This window comes from Leclercia sp. EC_58 (genome assembly GCF_019584355.1).
Lineage (GTDB): Bacteria > Pseudomonadota > Gammaproteobacteria > Enterobacterales > Enterobacteriaceae > Enterobacter.
The window spans coordinates 4,382,636-4,399,164 of record NZ_VDAM01000001.1 but is presented as its reverse complement, the minus strand read 5'-3'; the positions used below and the strand labels follow the sequence as shown (position 1 = coordinate 4,399,164).

The 16,529-nt window shown below is 57.6% G+C and carries 16 protein-coding genes; 11 read left to right on the top strand and 5 right to left on the bottom strand.

What is annotated here, in order from left to right:
* Window positions 1–3: 3 nt before the first annotated feature.
* On the bottom strand, window positions 4–1,992 hold the full coding sequence (gene tkt / locus FHC51_RS21405) for a transketolase (protein WP_220436555.1): 1,989 nt from the start codon (window positions 1,990–1,992) through the stop codon (window positions 4–6).
* Window positions 1,993–2,011: 19 nt separating this feature from the next.
* Window positions 2,012–2,962, bottom strand: a complete 951-nt coding sequence (tal, locus tag FHC51_RS21400) for a transaldolase (protein ID WP_220436554.1) — start codon at window positions 2,960–2,962, stop codon at window positions 2,012–2,014.
* Between the two features lie 290 nt (window positions 2,963–3,252).
* Between tal and maeB the strand changes: the two genes are divergently transcribed.
* Window positions 3,253–5,532, top strand: coding sequence for an NADP-dependent oxaloacetate-decarboxylating malate dehydrogenase (gene maeB / locus FHC51_RS21395; protein WP_114386003.1), 2,280 nt, complete (start codon window positions 3,253–3,255; stop codon window positions 5,530–5,532).
* 78 nt (window positions 5,533–5,610) lie between these two features.
* Here maeB and hemF read toward each other — a convergent pair whose 3' ends face one another.
* Window positions 5,611–6,510 carry an oxygen-dependent coproporphyrinogen oxidase gene (gene hemF, locus FHC51_RS21390; RefSeq protein WP_220436553.1) on the bottom strand — a complete coding sequence of 300 codons (900 nt, stop codon included), beginning with the start codon at window positions 6,508–6,510 and terminating at the stop codon, window positions 5,611–5,613.
* On the bottom strand, window positions 6,510–7,385 hold the full coding sequence (gene amiA / locus FHC51_RS21385) for an N-acetylmuramoyl-L-alanine amidase AmiA (RefSeq protein WP_220436552.1): 876 nt from the start codon (window positions 7,383–7,385) through the stop codon (window positions 6,510–6,512). Before amiA ends, hemF begins: the two co-directional genes overlap by 1 nt.
* 212 nt (window positions 7,386–7,597) lie before the next feature.
* Here amiA and FHC51_RS21380 point away from each other — a divergent pair, with 212 nt between their 5' ends.
* The 10 genes from FHC51_RS21380 (at window position 7,598) to pdxK (ending at window position 15,941) form a co-directional block, all read left to right on the top strand.
* A complete protein-coding gene (locus FHC51_RS21380) occupies window positions 7,598–8,023 on the top strand; it encodes a GNAT family acetyltransferase (protein ID WP_032613000.1) in 426 nt (141 codons plus the stop codon).
* Window positions 8,010–8,459 (top strand): DUF2919 domain-containing protein, encoded by a 450-nt coding sequence (locus FHC51_RS21375; RefSeq protein ID WP_220436551.1) that lies wholly within the window; start codon window positions 8,010–8,012, stop codon window positions 8,457–8,459. Before FHC51_RS21380 ends, FHC51_RS21375 begins: the two co-directional genes overlap by 14 nt.
* 62 nt (window positions 8,460–8,521) lie before the next feature.
* Window positions 8,522–9,097: an RpoE-regulated lipoprotein gene (locus tag FHC51_RS21370; protein ID WP_103824671.1), complete on the top strand. Its 576-nt coding sequence runs from the start codon at window positions 8,522–8,524 to the stop codon at window positions 9,095–9,097.
* A gap of 93 nt (window positions 9,098–9,190) precedes the next feature.
* Window positions 9,191–10,090 (top strand): Dyp-type peroxidase, encoded by a 900-nt coding sequence (locus tag FHC51_RS21365; RefSeq protein WP_156239501.1) that lies wholly within the window; start codon window positions 9,191–9,193, stop codon window positions 10,088–10,090.
* Between the two features lie 174 nt (window positions 10,091–10,264).
* Window positions 10,265–11,281 carry a sulfate ABC transporter substrate-binding protein gene (locus FHC51_RS21360; protein WP_103824673.1) on the top strand — a complete coding sequence of 339 codons (1,017 nt, stop codon included), beginning with the start codon at window positions 10,265–10,267 and terminating at the stop codon, window positions 11,279–11,281.
* Window positions 11,281–12,114: a sulfate/thiosulfate ABC transporter permease CysT gene (cysT, locus tag FHC51_RS21355; RefSeq protein ID WP_103180651.1), complete on the top strand. Its 834-nt coding sequence runs from the start codon at window positions 11,281–11,283 to the stop codon at window positions 12,112–12,114. The genes FHC51_RS21360 and cysT overlap by 1 nt, the downstream gene beginning before the upstream one ends.
* Window positions 12,114–12,989: a sulfate/thiosulfate ABC transporter permease CysW gene (gene cysW, locus FHC51_RS21350; RefSeq protein ID WP_103824674.1), complete on the top strand. Its 876-nt coding sequence runs from the start codon at window positions 12,114–12,116 to the stop codon at window positions 12,987–12,989. The genes cysT and cysW overlap by 1 nt, the downstream gene beginning before the upstream one ends.
* Entirely contained in the window at window positions 12,979–14,073 is a 1,095-nt protein-coding gene (gene cysA / locus FHC51_RS21345; protein ID WP_103824675.1) for a sulfate/thiosulfate ABC transporter ATP-binding protein CysA, read from the top strand. The genes cysW and cysA overlap by 11 nt, the downstream gene beginning before the upstream one ends.
* Window positions 14,074–14,187: 114 nt before the next feature.
* The gene (gene cysM, locus FHC51_RS21340) at window positions 14,188–15,099 is read left to right on the top strand and encodes a cysteine synthase CysM (protein ID WP_114314318.1); all 912 of its coding nucleotides are present in this window, start codon (window positions 14,188–14,190) and stop codon (window positions 15,097–15,099) included.
* Between the two features lie 5 nt (window positions 15,100–15,104).
* Window positions 15,105–15,941, top strand: coding sequence for a pyridoxine/pyridoxal/pyridoxamine kinase (gene pdxK, locus FHC51_RS21335; RefSeq protein ID WP_220436550.1), 837 nt, complete (start codon window positions 15,105–15,107; stop codon window positions 15,939–15,941).
* A 48-nt stretch (window positions 15,942–15,989) separates the two neighbouring features.
* Here pdxK and crr read toward each other — a convergent pair whose 3' ends face one another.
* Window positions 15,990–16,493, bottom strand: a complete 504-nt coding sequence (gene crr, locus FHC51_RS21330) for a PTS glucose transporter subunit IIA (protein WP_039029658.1) — start codon at window positions 16,491–16,493, stop codon at window positions 15,990–15,992.
* Window positions 16,494–16,529: the final 36 nt, after the last annotated feature.

The following is a 16,529-nucleotide window of genomic DNA, read 5'->3' as shown; positions in this document are numbered from 1 at the left end:
CACTTACAGTAAGGCCTGCGCCTTCTCGACCACATTCTCCACCGTAAAGCCGAAGAACGGGAACAGCTTCTCGGCAGGGGCGGATTCACCGTAGCCAGTCATGCCGACAATCTTCCCTTTCAACCCGACATATTTGTACCAGTAGTCCGCGATACCCGCTTCGACCGCCACGCGGGCCGTGACGTCTGACGGCAGCACCGACTCGCGGTACTCTTCATCCTGAGCATCAAAGATATCCGTTGAAGGCAGCGACACCACCCGTACTGCATGGCCTTCGGCGGTGAGCTTCTCCGCCGCCTTGACGGTAATCTCCATCTCCGAACCGGTAGCAATCAGAATCAGATCCGGCTTACCGCCGCTGTCTTTCAGGATATACCCCCCGCGGGCAATATTTTTCACTTGCTCCGGGGTACGCTCGATCTGCGCCAGGTTCTGGCGGGAGAGGATAAGCGCCGTCGGGCCGTTGTGGCGCTCTATCGCCAGTTTCCAGCCGACAGCGGCTTCAACCTGATCGCACGGTCGCCAGGTGCTGAAGTTCGGCGTCAGACGCAGGCTGGCCAGCTGTTCCACCGCCTGGTGAGTTGGGCCATCTTCCCCCAGACCGATGGAGTCGTGGGTATAAACCATGATCTGCCGGGCCTTCATCAGTGCCGCCATACGCGCGGCGTTACGCGCATACTCCACAAACATCAGGAAGGTGGCGGTATAAGGCACGAACCCGCCGTGGTGGGCGATACCGTTGGCAATAGCGGTCATGCCGAACTCGCGCACCCCGTAGTGGATGTAGTTCCCGGCGATATCTTCCTTGAGCGAGGTCGAGCCCGACCAGATAGTCAGGTTACTCGGTGCCAGGTCCGCCGAGCCGCCGAGCAGTTCCGGCAGGATCGGGCCAATGGCGTTAAGGACGTTTTGCGAGGCCTTACGGGTGGCGATTTTCGCCGGATTAGCCTGTAAATTTTCAATCAGCGCCTGGGTTGTCTCTTCCCAGTTTTCAGGCAGGCCACCGCCCATGCGACGGCTGAACTCTGCCGCCAGCTCCGGATGGGCTTTCTGATAGGCAGCAAATTTGTCGTTCCAGGCCGCCTGCGCTTTTTCGCCCTCTTCACGGGCATCCCAGGCTTTGTAGATCTCTTTCGGGATCTCAAAGGCCGGGTATTTCCAGCCCAGCTTCTGCCGCGTCAGGGCCACTTCCTCTTCCCCCAGCGCTGCGCCGTGGGACTCTTCCTTGCCGGCTTTGTTCGGTGAACCAAATCCGATGACCGTGCGACAGATTATCAGCGACGGTTTATCAGTTACGCTTTGCGCTTCCTGAATGGCCGCTTTCAGCGCCTCTGGATCGTGGCCATCAATCTCATGCACCACGTGCCAGTTATAGGCCTCAAAGCGTTTGGCCGTGTCGTCAGTGAACCAACCCTCGGTTTCGCCGTCGATGGAGATGCCGTTGTGATCGTAGAAGCCGATCAGCTTGCCCAGGCCCAGCGTGCCCGCCAGGGAGCAGACCTCGTGCGAGATCCCCTCCATCAGGCAGCCATCGCCCATAAAGACATAGGTATAGTGATCGACAATCTCATGTCCCGGCTGGTTAAACTGCGCCGCCAGCGTGCGCTCGGCAATCGCCAGCCCGACCGCATTCGCCAGCCCCTGACCGAGCGGCCCGGTGGTGGTTTCGACCCCTGGCGTATAACCCAGCTCCGGATGCCCCGGCGTTTTTGAGTGCAGCTGACGGAAGTTTTTCAACTCCTCCAGCGGCAGGTTATAGCCGGAGAGGTGCAGCAGGCTATAAAGCAGCATCGAGGCGTGACCGTTAGAGAGAATAAAGCGGTCGCGGTCATACCACGTCGGATCGTTAGGGTTATGTTTCAGGAAATCGTTCCACAACACTTCGGCGATATCGGCCATGCCCATCGGCGCGCCTGGGTGACCGGAATTGGCTTTTTGCACGGCATCCATGCTGAGGGCGCGAATGGCATTGGCTAACTCTTTACGGGACATAGTTCACTCCATGGCAAGGTTACAGTTTGGCGGCAAGCAGGTCTTCGAGTTTGCGCTGGTCGACCGCGAAAAGACGGATCCCTTCTGACAGCTTCTCGACCGCCATGGCGTCCTGATTATGCTCCCAGCGGAATTCGGCTTCGGTCATGGGTTTGGGTTTTGGCAGCACCGTGGAGGAAGGCACCAGACGGCGGATAACCGGCTCATCTTTCTCCTGCAACTCTTTCAGTAGGTTAGGGGAGATGGTCAAACGGTCGCAGCCGGTGAGGGCCAGGATCTGCTCGGTGCGGCGGAAGCTGGCGCCCATCACGATGGTTTCATAGCGGTGTTGCTTATAGTAATCGTAGATATTGCGAACGGATTTCACGCCGGGATCTTCGTCCACCACATAAGGGTCCATCGGCTGGCGGGCCTGATACCAGTCGTAGATTCGCCCGACGAACGGTGAAACCAGATGCACCCCGGCCTCGGCGCAGGCACGCGCCTGAGCGAAGGAGAAGAGCAGGGTCAGGTTACAGTTGATCCCCTCTTTCTCCAGCACTTCGGCGGCGCGGATCCCCTCCCAGGTGGAGGCCAGCTTGATCAGAATGCGCGATTTCTCCACATCCTGCTCCTCATAGAGCTGCACAATCTGCCGCGCTTTGGCGATGCTCTTCTCCTGGTCGAACGACAGGCGGGCGTCCACTTCGGTGGAGACGCGCCCCGGAATACTTTTCAGAATTTCGCTACCGATATTGACCGCCAGTTTGTCGCTGGCCTCGGCAACCTGCTGCTCTTTGGTTTTCCCGCGTCCTTTACCAAACGCAATGGCGTCGTCAATCAGATGCGAGAAGTGTGAGAGCCCGGCAGCCTTCAGCAGCAGCGACGGGTTGGTGGTCGCATCCTGGGGCTGGTAATGGCGAATGGATTCGATATCACCGCTGTCAGCCACGACCGTGGTGAATTGTTTGATGCCGTCTAGTTGATTCATAAAGAGTGACTCCTTGAAAATAAAAGAGTTGGTGGAGTGTGTTAGATCACACTTCTGCGAAATTCGCGATGGACTTAACAAAAAAGCATAGCAGACGGACATGGTCTTGCTTCGCTGGGCAGGTAACATGATTGTTATAAATTGATAACAATTTTTGTTTTTGGATAGTGAGACTTTGGCACCCTTCAAAGTTTGAACCGCGGTCAGCAGCGATACTATCCGCCACCCTGGGTGAACTCAGACCATAACAACATCACCCATTTTGAACGACACGTGAAAGGAACCTTACAATGGACGATCAGTTGAAACAGAGTGCCCTCGATTTTCATGAATTCCCTGTACCCGGCAAAATTCAGGTCTCCCCCACCAAGCCTCTCGCCACCCAGCGCGACCTGGCGTTAGCCTACTCGCCGGGCGTGGCCGCGCCCTGTCTTGAAATCGAAAAAGATCCGCTGGCGGCCTATAAATACACCGCCCGCGGCAACCTGGTAGCGGTGATCTCCAACGGCACCGCGGTGCTGGGGCTGGGGAATATCGGGGCGCTGGCCGGAAAACCGGTGATGGAAGGCAAGGGCGTACTGTTTAAGAAGTTTGCCGGTATCGACGTGTTCGATATTGAAGTGGACGAGCTCGACCCGGATAAATTTATCAACGTGGTGGCCGCGCTGGAGCCGACCTTTGGCGGCATCAACCTTGAGGACATCAAAGCGCCGGAATGTTTCTACATCGAGCAGAAACTGCGCGAGCGGATGAACATTCCGGTATTCCACGACGACCAGCACGGAACCGCTATCATCAGCACCGCCGCTATCCTCAATGGCCTGCGGGTGGTGGAGAAAAACCTCTCTGACGTACGTATGGTGGTCTCCGGGGCAGGCGCGGCAGCTATCGCCTGTATGAACCTGCTGGTGGCGCTGGGGATGCAGAAGCACAACATCGTGGTCTGCGACTCCAAAGGGGTCATCTACAAAGGCCGCGAAGCCAACATGGCGGAGACCAAAGCTGCCTACGCCGTGGAGGATGACGGCAGGCGCACTCTGGCAGAGGTGGTGGACGGCGCGGATATCTTCCTTGGCTGCTCGGGCCCGAAAGTGCTCAGCGAAGAGATGGTGATGAAGATGGCGCGCGCGCCGTTAATCCTCGCCCTGGCCAACCCGGAGCCAGAGATCCTGCCGCCGCTGGCGAAAGCGGTACGCCCGGATGCCATTATCTGTACCGGTCGCTCAGACTACCCAAACCAGGTGAACAACGTTCTCTGCTTCCCGTTTATCTTCCGCGGGGCGCTGGACGTTGGTGCCACCGCCATCAACGAAGAGATGAAGCTGGCAGCGGTTCACGCCATTGCCGAGCTGGCCCACGCGGAGCAGAGCGAAGTGGTAGCCTCCGCCTATGGCGATCAGGATCTGAGCTTTGGCCCCGATTACATTATTCCGAAGCCGTTCGATCCGCGCCTGATTGTCAAAATCGCGCCGGCGGTGGCAAAAGCGGCAATGGACTCCGGCGTGGCAACGCGCCCGATCGCCGACTTTGATGCTTATATCGATAAACTCACCGAGTTCGTCTACAAAACCAACCTGTTCATGAAGCCGATCTTCTCCCAGGCGCGCGCGGACGCAAAACGCGTGGTGCTGGCGGAAGGGGAGGAGGCACGCGTCCTGCACGCCACTCAGGAGCTGGTAAGCCTGGGGCTGGCGAAGCCGATCCTGATTGGTCGTCCGAGCGTGATCGAGATGCGTATCCAGAAGCTGGGTCTGCAGATTAAGCCGGGCGTCGATTTCGAAATCGTCAACAATGAATCCGATCCACGCTTCAAGGAGTACTGGAGCGAATATTACGCGATCATGAAACGTCGGGGGATCACCCAGGAGCAGGCGCAGCGGGCGGTGATCGGCAACACCACGGTGATCGGGGCGATCATGGTCCACCGTGGCGAAGCTGACGCGCTGATCTGCGGCACCATCGGTGAGTACCATGAGCACTTCAGCGTAGTGCAGGAGATCTTCGGCTATCGCGACAACGTGCATACTGCCGGGGCGATGAACGCGCTGCTGCTGCCAAGCGGTAACACCTTTATTGCCGATACCTACGTCAACGACGATCCGACCCCGGAACAGCTGGCGGAAATTACGGTGATGGCGGCGGAGACGGTGCGTCGCTTCGGTATCGAACCGAAGGTGGCGCTGCTGTCGCACTCCAACTTTGGCTCATCCAAATCGGCTGCCGCCTGCAAAATGCGCCAGACGCTGGCGCTGGTGCGCGAGCGCGCGCCGGAGCTGATGATCGACGGGGAGATGCATGGCGATGCCGCGCTGGTGGAGAGTATCCGTAACGAGCGGATGCCGGACAGCCCGCTGAAAGGCTCTGCCAACGTGCTGATCATGCCGAACGTGGAAGCGGCGCGTATCAGCTACAACCTGCTGCGCGTCTCCAGTTCAGAAGGGGTGACCGTCGGGCCGGTACTGATGGGGGTGGCGAAACCGGTGCATGTATTAACCCCGATTGCCTCGGTGCGCCGTATCGTGAACATGGTGGCGCTGGCGGTGGTAGAGGCGCAAACGCAGCCGCTGTAAGCAACAGTTGTCGGGTGGCGCTTTCGCTTACCCGCCCTGCGGGTCAGGCAGGCCGGGCAAGCGCAGCGCCGCCCGGCGTTAAATCCAGTCGCGAACCTTAATAAAATCCTTCAGGGCAGCCTCCGGGCTGCCTTCTTTTGGTTCATAACTGTACTCCCAGCGCACCAGCGGCGGCATCGACATCAGAATCGACTCCGTGCGCCCGCCGGTTTGCAGGCCGAACAGCGTCCCGCGGTCCCACACCAGGTTAAACTCCACGTAGCGCCCGCGGCGATAGAGCTGGAACTCGCGCTCGCGCACGCCGTAATTGTGGTTTTTCCGCCGCTCGACAATCGGCAGGTACGCCTCGGTATAGCCGTTGCCCACCGCCTGCATAAAGCTGAACGCGGTATCAAAATCGGGGGTGTTGAGATCGTCAAAGAACAGCCCGCCAATGCCGCGCTGCTCGTCGCGGTGCTTCAGGTAAAAATAGTCGTCGCACCACTTCTTGTATTTCGGATAGACCTCGTCGCCAAAAGGCTGACACAGTTCGCGGGCGGTCTGGTGCCAGTGCACCGCGTCCTCTTCAAAGCCGTAATAGGGCGTTAAGTCGAAGCCGCCACCGAACCACCACACCGGCTCAGCACCCGGTTTTTCGGCGATAAAAAAGCGCACGTTAGCGTGGCTGGTTGGCACGAACGGGTTATGCGGGTGCACCACCAGCGAGACGCCCATTGCCTCAAAGCTGCGGCCCGCCAGCTCCGGGCGGTGCGCGGTAGCTGAAGCGGGCATGGCGTCGCCGTGAACATGGGAGAAGTTAACCCCGGCCTGCTCGAACACGCCACCGTTGCGCAGTACGCGGCTGCGTCCGCCGCCACCGGCTTCGCGCTGCCACTCATCCTGCTGGAATTCACCGCCATCGACGGCGCTCAGTTTCTGGCAAATGTCATCCTGCAGTTGCAGCAGAAAAGTTTTAACCAGCTGTGCATTGGGTTTCATCAACGTTTCCTGGAGTGCGCTTTCTGGTTATCGAACCAGTTAAAGTAACTGATAATGCCGGAGGCAATCGCGTTGGCGATCTTCTGGCGAAACGCCGCCGTGCCGAGCAGACGCTCCTCTTCCGGGTTGGTAATAAAAGAGGTTTCCACCAGCACTGAGGGAATCGACGGCGATTTCAGCACCACAAACGCCGCCTGCTCGGTGCCTTTACTGTGCAGACGGTGTACCGGCTTAATCTTCTTCAGAATATGCGAGCCGAGCGTCAGGCTGTTTTTGATGGTATCCGTCTGAACAAGGTCAAACAGCACCTGCTGCAGGAGATGATCTTTGTCGGTGGTTTTCTTTCCGGCCACTTCATCCGCGCGGTTTTCCCGGTCGGAGAGGTATTTTGCCATGGCGCTACTGGCGCCGCGGTTGGAGAGGGCAAATACCGATGCCCCCGCCGCCGACGGGTTAGTAAAGCCGTCGGCATGTATCGACATAAACAGATTCGCGCCGTGCTTGTGGGCGATCTCCACACGGTCGTAAAGCGGAATGAAGGTATCGCCGGTGCGCGTCAGGCGGGCGTCAATACCGTTGCTGCGTAAAATCGACCGGACATTTTTTGCAATCGCCAGCACAACGTGTTTTTCTTTGGAACCGTTTCTGCCAATGGCGCCGGTATCAATGCCGCCGTGACCGGGATCGAGCATGACCAGACGCTTCGCGCCGGGTTTTTTGGTTTTGGGTTTACTGTGTCCGTTACTGGTTTTGAGCGTGCTCTCGTCTTTTGCCTGAGCCTGCTTTGCGATGCCCGTTAACGTTAAGGCCGCCAGCCCCGCTTTGAGAACCTGACGACGCGATGTGAGTGCTTTTAATGGTTTGAATGTGCTCATGCGGCCTGAATTGTAAAAATTGGGGTCCTGGTGTTATATCGTATCGTCTTTTCCGTTACGACAGTCCATGTGGCGAATTGTTTTACTTTTCATTTCAATACGTGACAAAGTGCCATTATGCCAAATTTTCAGGTGTTTTTCGCGGGATATTGGCGAAAGCGGGCGTTCGCGTCATAATCACTGTTTTTGAACCCAAAAAGGCGGTTAATACCATGGAGATACGTGTTTTTCGCCAGGCAGACTTCGAAGAGGTGATCACTCTCTGGGAGCGCTGCGAGCTCCTGCGACCGTGGAACGATCCGGAGATGGACATCGAGCGCAAGCTCAATCATGACGTCAGCCTGTTTCTTGTGGCGGAGGTGAACGGCGAAGTGGTAGGCACCGTGATGGGCGGCTATGACGGGCATCGCGGCTCGGCATACTATCTGGGCGTGCACCCGGAGTTTCGCGGGCGCGGCATTGCCAACGCGCTGCTCAATCGTCTGGAAAAGAAACTGATCGCCCGTGGCTGTCCAAAAATTCAGATCATGGTGCGGGAAGATAACGACATGGTACTGGGCATGTACGAGCGTCTTAACTATGAACATGCCGACGTGCTGACGCTGGGCAAGCGCCTGATAGAAGATGAAGAGTATTGATTTCCACCCGGGCGACTACGACGGCTATGGCCGGGTACGTCTGCCGTTTCTGTTCTGGTGCGTACTGCTCCTCCAGGCGCGCACCTGGGTGTTATTCGTGCTGGCTGGCGCCTCCCGCGATCAGGGCAACACGCTGCTGAGCCTGTTTTATCCCGATCGTAATAACTTCTGGCTCGGGCTGCTGCCGGGGATCCCGGCGGTGCTGGCCTTTTTACTGAGCGGGCGGCGTCACCTCTGGCCGCGTCTGTGGCGTACGCTGCACGGGCTGCTTATCCTCGCCCAGGGCGTACTGCTGTGCTGGCAGCCGCTGCTCTGGCTGAACGGTGAAGCCCTGAGTGGCGTGGGCATTGCGCTGGTGGTGGCCGATATTGTGGCGCTGCTGTGGCTGCTGACCCATCCCCGTCTGCGCGCCTGTTTCACCCCCGAGAAAGATTAAACGGCACTTTTTAGCGATGCTGTACTCCAACAAGCGTTCAAATAACCAGAAAGGAACTCCCGATGAAATCGCTGCGTTTACTGTTATGTGCGCTTCCCGTTGTCCTGACGGGCTGTTCAACGCTTTCCGCCGTTAACTGGTCTGCGGCTTATCCCTGGAACTGGTTCGGCTCATCCACCGACGTGACTGAGCAGGGGGTGGGCAACCTCACCGCCGCCACGCCGCTGGAACAGAGCGCCATCGAATCGGCATTAGGCGGTGATTACCGGCTGCGCAGCGGCATGAGAACGCAGAACGGTAATATTGTGCACTATTACGAAGCGCTGAAAGATGACCAACTGGCCCTGGTGATTAACGGTAATAAAGAGACGGTGACGCGCATCGAGGTGCTGGATAGCGACATCGAAACCGACAGTGGGGTGAAGATCGGTACCCCATTTAGCGACCTCTATCAGAAGGCCTACGGCAACTGCGCGAGCGCCCCTGCCGAAGAGGGTGTGGCGGTAGAGTGTAAGGCGGAAGGCAGCCAGCATATCAGCTACCAGTTCAGCGGAACCTGGAATGGCCCGCAGGGGTTAATGCCTTCTGACGACACCCTGAAAAACTGGAAAGTCAGCAAAATTATCTGGCAGCAGTAAATTGCGCCTGGACAAGCCGCCTCGCTGAAAAAGCGGGTATAATCGCCGCCAACCATGCCACGACTTCGTGGCATCTTTTTTTCAGGAGGAGCGATGTCTCAGGTTCAGAGTGGCATTTTGCCAGAACATTGCCGCGCGGCGATTTGGATCGAAGCCAATGTCAAAGGGGATGTTGATGCCCTGCGTGCGGCCAGCAAAGTCTTTATTGATAACGTGGCCACCTTCCAGGCCAAATTCCCGGATGCCCACTGCGGCGCAGTGGTGGCGTTTGGCCACAACGTCTGGCGTCAGCTGAGCGGCGGAGAAGGGGCCGAAGAGCTGAAAGACTTTGTGCCTTATGGTAAAGGTCTGGCTCCGGCCACCCAGTACGACGTGCTGATCCATATTCTTTCTCTGCGTCATGACGTGAACTTCTCCATTGCCCAGGCTGCGATGGCTGCCTTTGGCGACTGCGTTGAAGTAAAAGAAGAGATCCACGGTTTCCGCTGGGTGGAAGATCGCGATCTGAGCGGCTTTGTTGACGGCACCGAAAACCCGGCTGGGGATGAGACCCGTCGTGAAGTCGCGGTGATCAAAGAGGGCGTGGACGCGGGCGGCAGTTACGTCTTCGTCCAGCGCTGGGAGCATAACCTCAAACAGCTCAACCGCATGAGCGTGCACGACCAGGAGATGATGATTGGCCGCACCAAAGAGGCCAATGAAGAGATCGACGGCGACGAGCGCCCGGTGACCTCACATCTGAGTCGCGTGGATCTGAAAGAGGATGGCAAAGGACTGAAGATTGTCCGCCAGAGCCTGCCGTATGGTACCGCCAGCGGCACACACGGTCTCTACTTCTGCGCCTACTGCGCGCGTCTGTATAACATTGAACAGCAGCTGCTGAGCATGTTTGGCGACACCGACGGCAAGCGCGACGCGATGCTGCGCTTCACCAAACCGGTGACCGGCGGCTACTACTTTGCGCCATCTATCGAGCGTCTGCTGGCGTTATAAAACGGCACTCCTTTAACAGGCCGGGTAAGCGTAAGCGCCACCCGGCACTTTCCCCGCACCCTTATTCCCTTTTCTGCTTCCAAATCACTAAACGGTATATAAAACCGTTACTCCTTTAGTACGCGTTATAAATATTATGGCCCTGAGAAAAACATCACATTTTAAGGGTGCGCAATGGCCATTACTGTACTGAAAAAAGGATCTCTGGTGCTGGCAGCTTCAGTGTTGCTGGTTGCGCAGGCGCAGGCAACCGAGCTGCTGAACAGCTCCTATGATGTCTCGCGCGAGCTGTTTGCCGCCCTGAATCCGCCGTTTGAACAGCAGTGGGCGAAAGAGAATAACGGCGATAAGCTGACCATTAAGCAGTCTCATGCCGGCTCGTCGAAACAGGCGCTGGCCATTCTGCAGGGGCTGAAGGCCGATGTGGTCACCTATAACCAGGTCACCGATGTGCAGATCCTGCATGACAAAGGCAAGCTGATCCCGGCTAACTGGCAGAGCCGTCTGCCGAACAACAGCTCGCCGTTCTACTCCACCATGGGCTTCCTGGTGCGTAAGGGCAACCCAAAGAACATCCACGACTGGAACGACCTCGTGCGTTCTGACGTGAAGCTGATCTTCCCGAACCCGAAAACCTCCGGCAACGCGCGTTATACCTACCTGGCCGCCTGGGGCGCCGCGGACAAAGCGGACGGCAACGATAAAGCCAAAACTGAACAGTTCATGACTCAGTTCCTGAAAAACGTTGAAGTGTTCGATACTGGCGGTCGCGGTGCCACCACCACCTTCGCGGAACGTGGTCTGGGCGATGTGCTGATCAGCTTTGAATCGGAAGTAAACAACATCCGTAAGCAGTACGAAGCTCAGGGCTTTGAAGTGGTTATCCCGAAAACCAACGTTCTGGCGGAGTTCCCGGTAGCGTGGGTGGATAAAAATATCGAAGCCAACGGCACGGAGAAGGCGGCGAAAGCCTATCTCAACTATCTCTACAGCCCGCAGGCGCAGACGGTGATCACCGATTTCTACTATCGCGTGAATAACCCGGACGTGATGAACAAGCTGAAAGACAAATTCCCGCAGACCGAGCTGTTCCGCGTGGAAGATCACTTTGGCTCCTGGCCTGAGGTGATGAAAACCCATTTCGCCAGCGGCGGTGAGTTAGACAAACTGTTGGCGGCGGGGCGTAAGTAATGTTTGCAGTTTCCTCCAGACGTGTGCTGCCGGGCTTTACCTTAAGCCTCGGGACCAGCCTGCTGTTCGTCTGTCTGATTTTGTTGTTACCGCTCAGCGCGCTGGTGGTCCAGCTCTCTGAGATGAGCTGGTCCCAGTACTGGGAGGTGATCAGCAATCCGCAGGTGGTGGCGGCCTATAAAGTGACGCTGCTGTCGGCGTTTGTCGCCTCCCTGTTTAACGGCGTGTTCGGTCTGCTGATGGCGTGGATCTTAACCCGCTACCGTTTCCCGGGCCGCACGCTGCTGGATGCGCTGATGGATTTACCCTTCGCGCTGCCCACCGCGGTGGCGGGCCTGACCCTGGCCTCGCTGTTTTCCGTCAACGGTTTTTACGGCGAGTGGCTGGCGAAGTTTGATATTAAAGTGACCTATACCTGGCTCGGCATTGCGGTGGCGATGGCCTTTACCAGCATCCCGTTTGTGGTGCGAACCGTACAGCCGGTGCTGGAAGAGTTAGGCCCGGAATATGAAGAGGCGGCAGAAACACTGGGCGCAACGCGCTGGCAGAGCTTCCGCAAGGTGGTACTGCCTGAGCTCTCTCCGGCCCTGCTGGCGGGCGTGGCGCTGTCGTTCACCCGCAGCCTCGGTGAGTTTGGCGCGGTGATTTTTATCGCCGGTAACATCGCGTGGAAAACCGAAGTGACCTCGCTGATGATTTTTGTTCGCCTGCAGGAGTTTGATTACCCGGCGGCGAGCGCCATTGCCTCGGTGATCCTGGCGGCATCGCTGCTGCTGCTGTTCTCGATTAACACTCTGCAAAGTCGCTTTGGTCGACGCGTGGTAGGTCACTGATGGCGGAAATCACTCAATTGAAACGCTACGACGCTCCCCGTATTAACTGGGGAAAATGGGTGCTGATTGGCACCGGCGTGCTGGTATCGGCCTTCATTCTGGTCGTGCCGATGGTCTATATCTTTGTCCAGGCGTTCAGCAAAGGGATTATGCCCGCGCTGCAAAATCTGGCCGACCCGGACATGCTGCATGCCATCTGGCTGACGGTGATGATTGCGCTTATCACCGTGCCGGTAAACCTGGTGTTCGGCATTCTGCTGGCCTGGCTGGTCACCCGCTTTAATTTCCCGGGCCGCCAGCTGCTGCTGACCCTGCTGGACATCCCGTTTGCGGTCTCACCGGTGGTGGCCGGTCTGGTCTATCTGCTCTTCTACGGCTCCAACGGCCCGCTGGGCGGCTGGCTGGATGAGCATAACCTGCAGATCATGTTCGCCTGGCCGGGCATGGTGCTGGTCACGATATTTGTTACCTGTCCGTTTGTGGTACGTGAGCTGGTGCCGGTGATGTTAAGCCAGGGCAGCAACGAAGACGAAGCGGCGGTGCTGCTGGGCGCATCCGGCTGGCAGATGTTCCGCCGCGTCACCCTGCCGAATATCCGCTGGGCGCTGCTCTATGGCGTGGTGTTGACCAACGCCCGTGCGATTGGCGAATTTGGTGCGGTGTCGGTGGTATCCGGATCTATCCGCGGCGAAACGCTGTCGCTGCCGTTACAAATTGAATTGCTGGAGCAGGACTATAACACCGTCGGTTCCTTTACCGCCGCAGCCCTGCTGACGCTGATGGCTATTTTGACCCTGTTTTTAAAGAGTATGGTGCAGTGGCGTTTAGAGAATCAGGCCAAACGCCAGCATCAGGAGGGAAATCATGAGCATTGAGATTGCCAATATTAAGAAGTCCTTTGGTCGCACCCAGGTGCTGAACGATATCTCGCTGGATATCCCTTCCGGACAAATGGTGGCGCTGCTGGGACCGTCTGGCTCCGGGAAAACCACGCTGCTGCGTATCATCGCCGGTCTGGAGCATCAGACCAGCGGCCATATTCGCTTCCACGGCACTGACGTAAGCCGCCTGCATGCGCGCGACCGTAAGGTGGGCTTCGTGTTCCAGCATTATGCCCTGTTCCGCCACATGACAGTGTTCGACAACATCGCCTTCGGCCTGACGGTGCTGCCGCGCCGTGAACGTCCGAACGCCGCCACCATCAAAGCGAAAGTGACCAAACTGCTGGAGATGGTGCAGCTGGCGCACCTGGCTGACCGTTATCCGGCCCAGCTTTCCGGCGGCCAGAAACAGCGTGTGGCCCTGGCGCGCGCCCTGGCCGTTGAGCCACAGATCCTGCTGTTGGACGAACCCTTTGGCGCGCTGGATGCGCAGGTGCGTAAAGAGCTTCGCCGCTGGCTGCGTCAGCTGCATGAAGAGCTGAAATTCACCAGCGTCTTCGTGACCCACGATCAGGAAGAGGCGATGGAAGTGGCCGACCGGGTGGTGGTAATGAGCCAGGGGAATATCGAACAGGTTGATGAGCCTGAGCAGCTCTGGCGTGAACCGGCGACCCGCTTCGTGCTGGAGTTTATGGGTGAAGTGAACCGACTGCACGGCAACATTCGCGGCGGCCAGTTCCACGTTGGCGCCCACCGCTGGCCGCTGGGTTACACCCCAGGCTATCAGGGGCCGGTCGATCTCTTCCTGCGTCCGTGGGAAGTGGATGTCAGCCGTCGCACCAGTCTCGACTCGCCGTTGCCGGTCCAGGTGCTGGAAGCCAGCCCAAAAGGTCACTACACCCAGCTGGTGGTACAGCCGCTGGGCTGGTACAACGAACCGCTGACGGTGGTGATGCGCGACGAGGAGCCGCCGCACCGCGGTGAACGCCTGTTTGTCGGCCTGCAACATGCGCGCATTTACCACGACAAGGATCGTATCGAGACGCGGGGAGATCTTGCTCTGGCGGAATCTGCCTGATAGGTTAACGCCACGTAGTTTTGCCGGGTGGCGCTGCGCTTACCCGGCCTACGATATGCTCTGTATAGGCCCGGTAAGCGTCAACGCCACCGGGCTTTTTATTGGACAGCGGTCATGAACACATTAGAACAAACCATCGGCAATACCCCTCTGATCAAGCTGCAACGGATGGGGCCGGATAACGGCAGCGAAATCTGGATCAAACTGGAAGGCAACAACCCGGCGGGTTCGGTGAAGGATCGTGCCGCGCTGTCGATGATTGTCCAGGCGGAAAAGCGCGGTGAAATCAAACCCGGCGATGTGCTGATCGAGGCGACCAGCGGGAACACCGGCATTGCGCTGGCGATGATCGCCGCCCTCAAAGGCTATCGCATGAAGCTGCTGATGCCGGACAACATGAGCCAGGAGCGCCGTGCCGCGATGCGGGCTTACGGTGCCGAGCTGATTCTTGTGACCAAAGAGCAGGGGATGGAAGGGGCGCGCGATCTGGCCCTTGAGATGGCTGAGCGCGGTGAAGGTAAGCTGCTGGATCAATTCAACAACCCCGATAACCCCTATGCCCATTACACCACCACCGGCCCGGAGATCTGGCAGCAGACCGAAGGCCGCATCACCCATTTTGTCTCCAGCATGGGAACCACGGGCACCATCACCGGCGTCTCCCGTTTTCTGCGTGAGCAGGAAAAAGCGGTCACCATTGTTGGCCTGCAACCGGAAGAGGGGAGCAGCATCCCGGGTATTCGCCGCTGGCCTGCGGAGTACATGCCGGGCATTTTTAATGCTCAGCTTGTGGACCAGGTGCTGGATATTCACCAGCGCGAGGCAGAAAATACCATGCGTGAACTGGCCGTGCGCGAAGGTGTTTTTTGCGGCGTCAGTTCAGGCGGCGCGGTAGCGGGCGCCCTGCGCATTGCACAGGCGGTGCCGGGCGCGGTGGTGGTGGCGATCATCTGCGATCGCGGCGATCGTTATCTCTCTACCGGCGTGTTTGGTGAGGAGAGCTATACGCAGGGGGCAGGGATCTAAAAGCGATGGAGATGATTTTATTCCGGGATAAAACCCGGGCGCAGCAGAGCGATATTGTGGCTGTGCAGTCGCAGGTGGTGTATGGCAGCGTGGGTAACAGCATTGCGGTGCCCAATATTCGGCACCATCGCCTCAACGTGACGGCGATACCGACCGTGCTGTTCAGTAATACCCCTCACTACGACACCTTTTACGGTGGGGTGATCCCCGACGAGTGGTTCAGCGGCTACCTGCAAGCGCTGGACGAGCGCGACATACTGCGCGAGCTGAAAGCGGTTACCACCGGCTACATGGGCAGCGCCAGCCAGATTATCCTGCTGGCAAACTGGCTGCGTACGATTAAGGCGCAGCATCCGGATATCTTTATCCTGGTGGACCCGGTGATTGGTGACACCGACAGCGGAACCTACGTTAAACCCGACATTCCGGAGGCCTACCGTCAGCATCTGCTGCCGCTGGCGCAGGGGATTACGCCCAATATCTACGAGCTGGAAGTGCTCAGTGGCAAAACGTGTCGGGATAACGCCAGCGCCATTGCCGCGGCAAAAGGGCTCCTTTCCGATACGCTGCAGTGGGTGGCGATTACCAGCGCCCCGGTGGCCGGTGACGCTGACGCTATTCATGTGGTGTTGGTATCCCATGACGAGGTGACAATCAGCACCCATCCCCGCGTCAACGTCGATCTTAAAGGTACTGGCGATCTGTTTTGTTCAGAGCTTGTCAGCGCGCTGGTGCAGAATGAGAGTGTGGCGGCGGCGATAAACCGGGCAGGGGAGAGGGTGACGCAGGTCATGCAGTACACTCAGGAAAAAGGGTACGACGAGCTGGTTTTACCCCTCTGACAAACAAAAATGGCGCCCGAAGGCGCCATTTTTCTGTGCGGTCAAAAATTACTTTTTGATGCGGATAACCGGGGTTTCACCCACGGTGACGCTGCCGGACAGTTTAATCAGCTCTTTGATTTCGTCCATGTTGGAGATAACAACCGGCGTCAGGGTAGACTTGGCTTTCTCTTCCAGCAGTGGCAGATCGAATTCAATCACCGGATCGCCAACTTTAACGCGCTGGCCTTCTTCAGCGATACGCTTGAAGCCTTCGCCTTTCAGTTCAACAGTGTCGATACCGAAGTGAACGAACAGCTCAATACCGCTATCGGATTCGATAGAGAATGCATGGTTGGTTTCAAAAATCTTACCAATCGTGCCGTCAACCGGTGCAACCATTTTGTTACCGGTTGGTTTGATAGCAATGCCATCACCAACGATTTTCTCAGCAAATACGACATCTGGCACGTCTTCGATGTTGACGATCTCACCAGACAGCGGAGCAACAATCTCAATAGTTCCGGTGTCGTTATTGCCTTTGTCACCGAATAGTTTACTAAATAAACCCATTAGACTTCTCTCCTAAGCAGTAATTTGGGCCGCATC

What these genes read in the sequence shown, in the direction of transcription:
- tkt (WP_220436555.1), bottom strand. Translation starts at nt 1,992, where the DNA reads ATGTCCCGTAAAGAGTTAGCCAATGCCATTCGCGCCCTCAGCATGGAT.
- tal (WP_220436554.1), bottom strand. Translation starts at nt 2,962, where the DNA reads ATGAATCAACTAGACGGCATCAAACAATTCACCACGGTCGTGGCTGAC.
- maeB (WP_114386003.1), top strand. Translation starts at nt 3,253, where the DNA reads ATGGACGATCAGTTGAAACAGAGTGCCCTCGATTTTCATGAATTCCCT.
- hemF (WP_220436553.1), bottom strand. Translation starts at nt 6,510, where the DNA reads ATGAAACCCAATGCACAGCTGGTTAAAACTTTTCTGCTGCAACTGCAG.
- amiA (WP_220436552.1), bottom strand. Translation starts at nt 7,385, where the DNA reads ATGAGCACATTCAAACCATTAAAAGCACTCACATCGCGTCGTCAGGTT.
- FHC51_RS21380 (WP_032613000.1), top strand. Translation starts at nt 7,598, where the DNA reads ATGGAGATACGTGTTTTTCGCCAGGCAGACTTCGAAGAGGTGATCACT.
- FHC51_RS21375 (WP_220436551.1), top strand. Translation starts at nt 8,010, where the DNA reads ATGAAGAGTATTGATTTCCACCCGGGCGACTACGACGGCTATGGCCGG.
- FHC51_RS21370 (WP_103824671.1), top strand. Translation starts at nt 8,522, where the DNA reads ATGAAATCGCTGCGTTTACTGTTATGTGCGCTTCCCGTTGTCCTGACG.
- FHC51_RS21365 (WP_156239501.1), top strand. Translation starts at nt 9,191, where the DNA reads ATGTCTCAGGTTCAGAGTGGCATTTTGCCAGAACATTGCCGCGCGGCG.
- FHC51_RS21360 (WP_103824673.1), top strand. Translation starts at nt 10,265, where the DNA reads ATGGCCATTACTGTACTGAAAAAAGGATCTCTGGTGCTGGCAGCTTCA.
- cysT (WP_103180651.1), top strand. Translation starts at nt 11,281, where the DNA reads ATGTTTGCAGTTTCCTCCAGACGTGTGCTGCCGGGCTTTACCTTAAGC.
- cysW (WP_103824674.1), top strand. Translation starts at nt 12,114, where the DNA reads ATGGCGGAAATCACTCAATTGAAACGCTACGACGCTCCCCGTATTAAC.
- cysA (WP_103824675.1), top strand. Translation starts at nt 12,979, where the DNA reads ATGAGCATTGAGATTGCCAATATTAAGAAGTCCTTTGGTCGCACCCAG.
- cysM (WP_114314318.1), top strand. Translation starts at nt 14,188, where the DNA reads ATGAACACATTAGAACAAACCATCGGCAATACCCCTCTGATCAAGCTG.
- pdxK (WP_220436550.1), top strand. Translation starts at nt 15,105, where the DNA reads ATGGAGATGATTTTATTCCGGGATAAAACCCGGGCGCAGCAGAGCGAT.
- crr (WP_039029658.1), bottom strand. Translation starts at nt 16,493, where the DNA reads ATGGGTTTATTTAGTAAACTATTCGGTGACAAAGGCAATAACGACACC.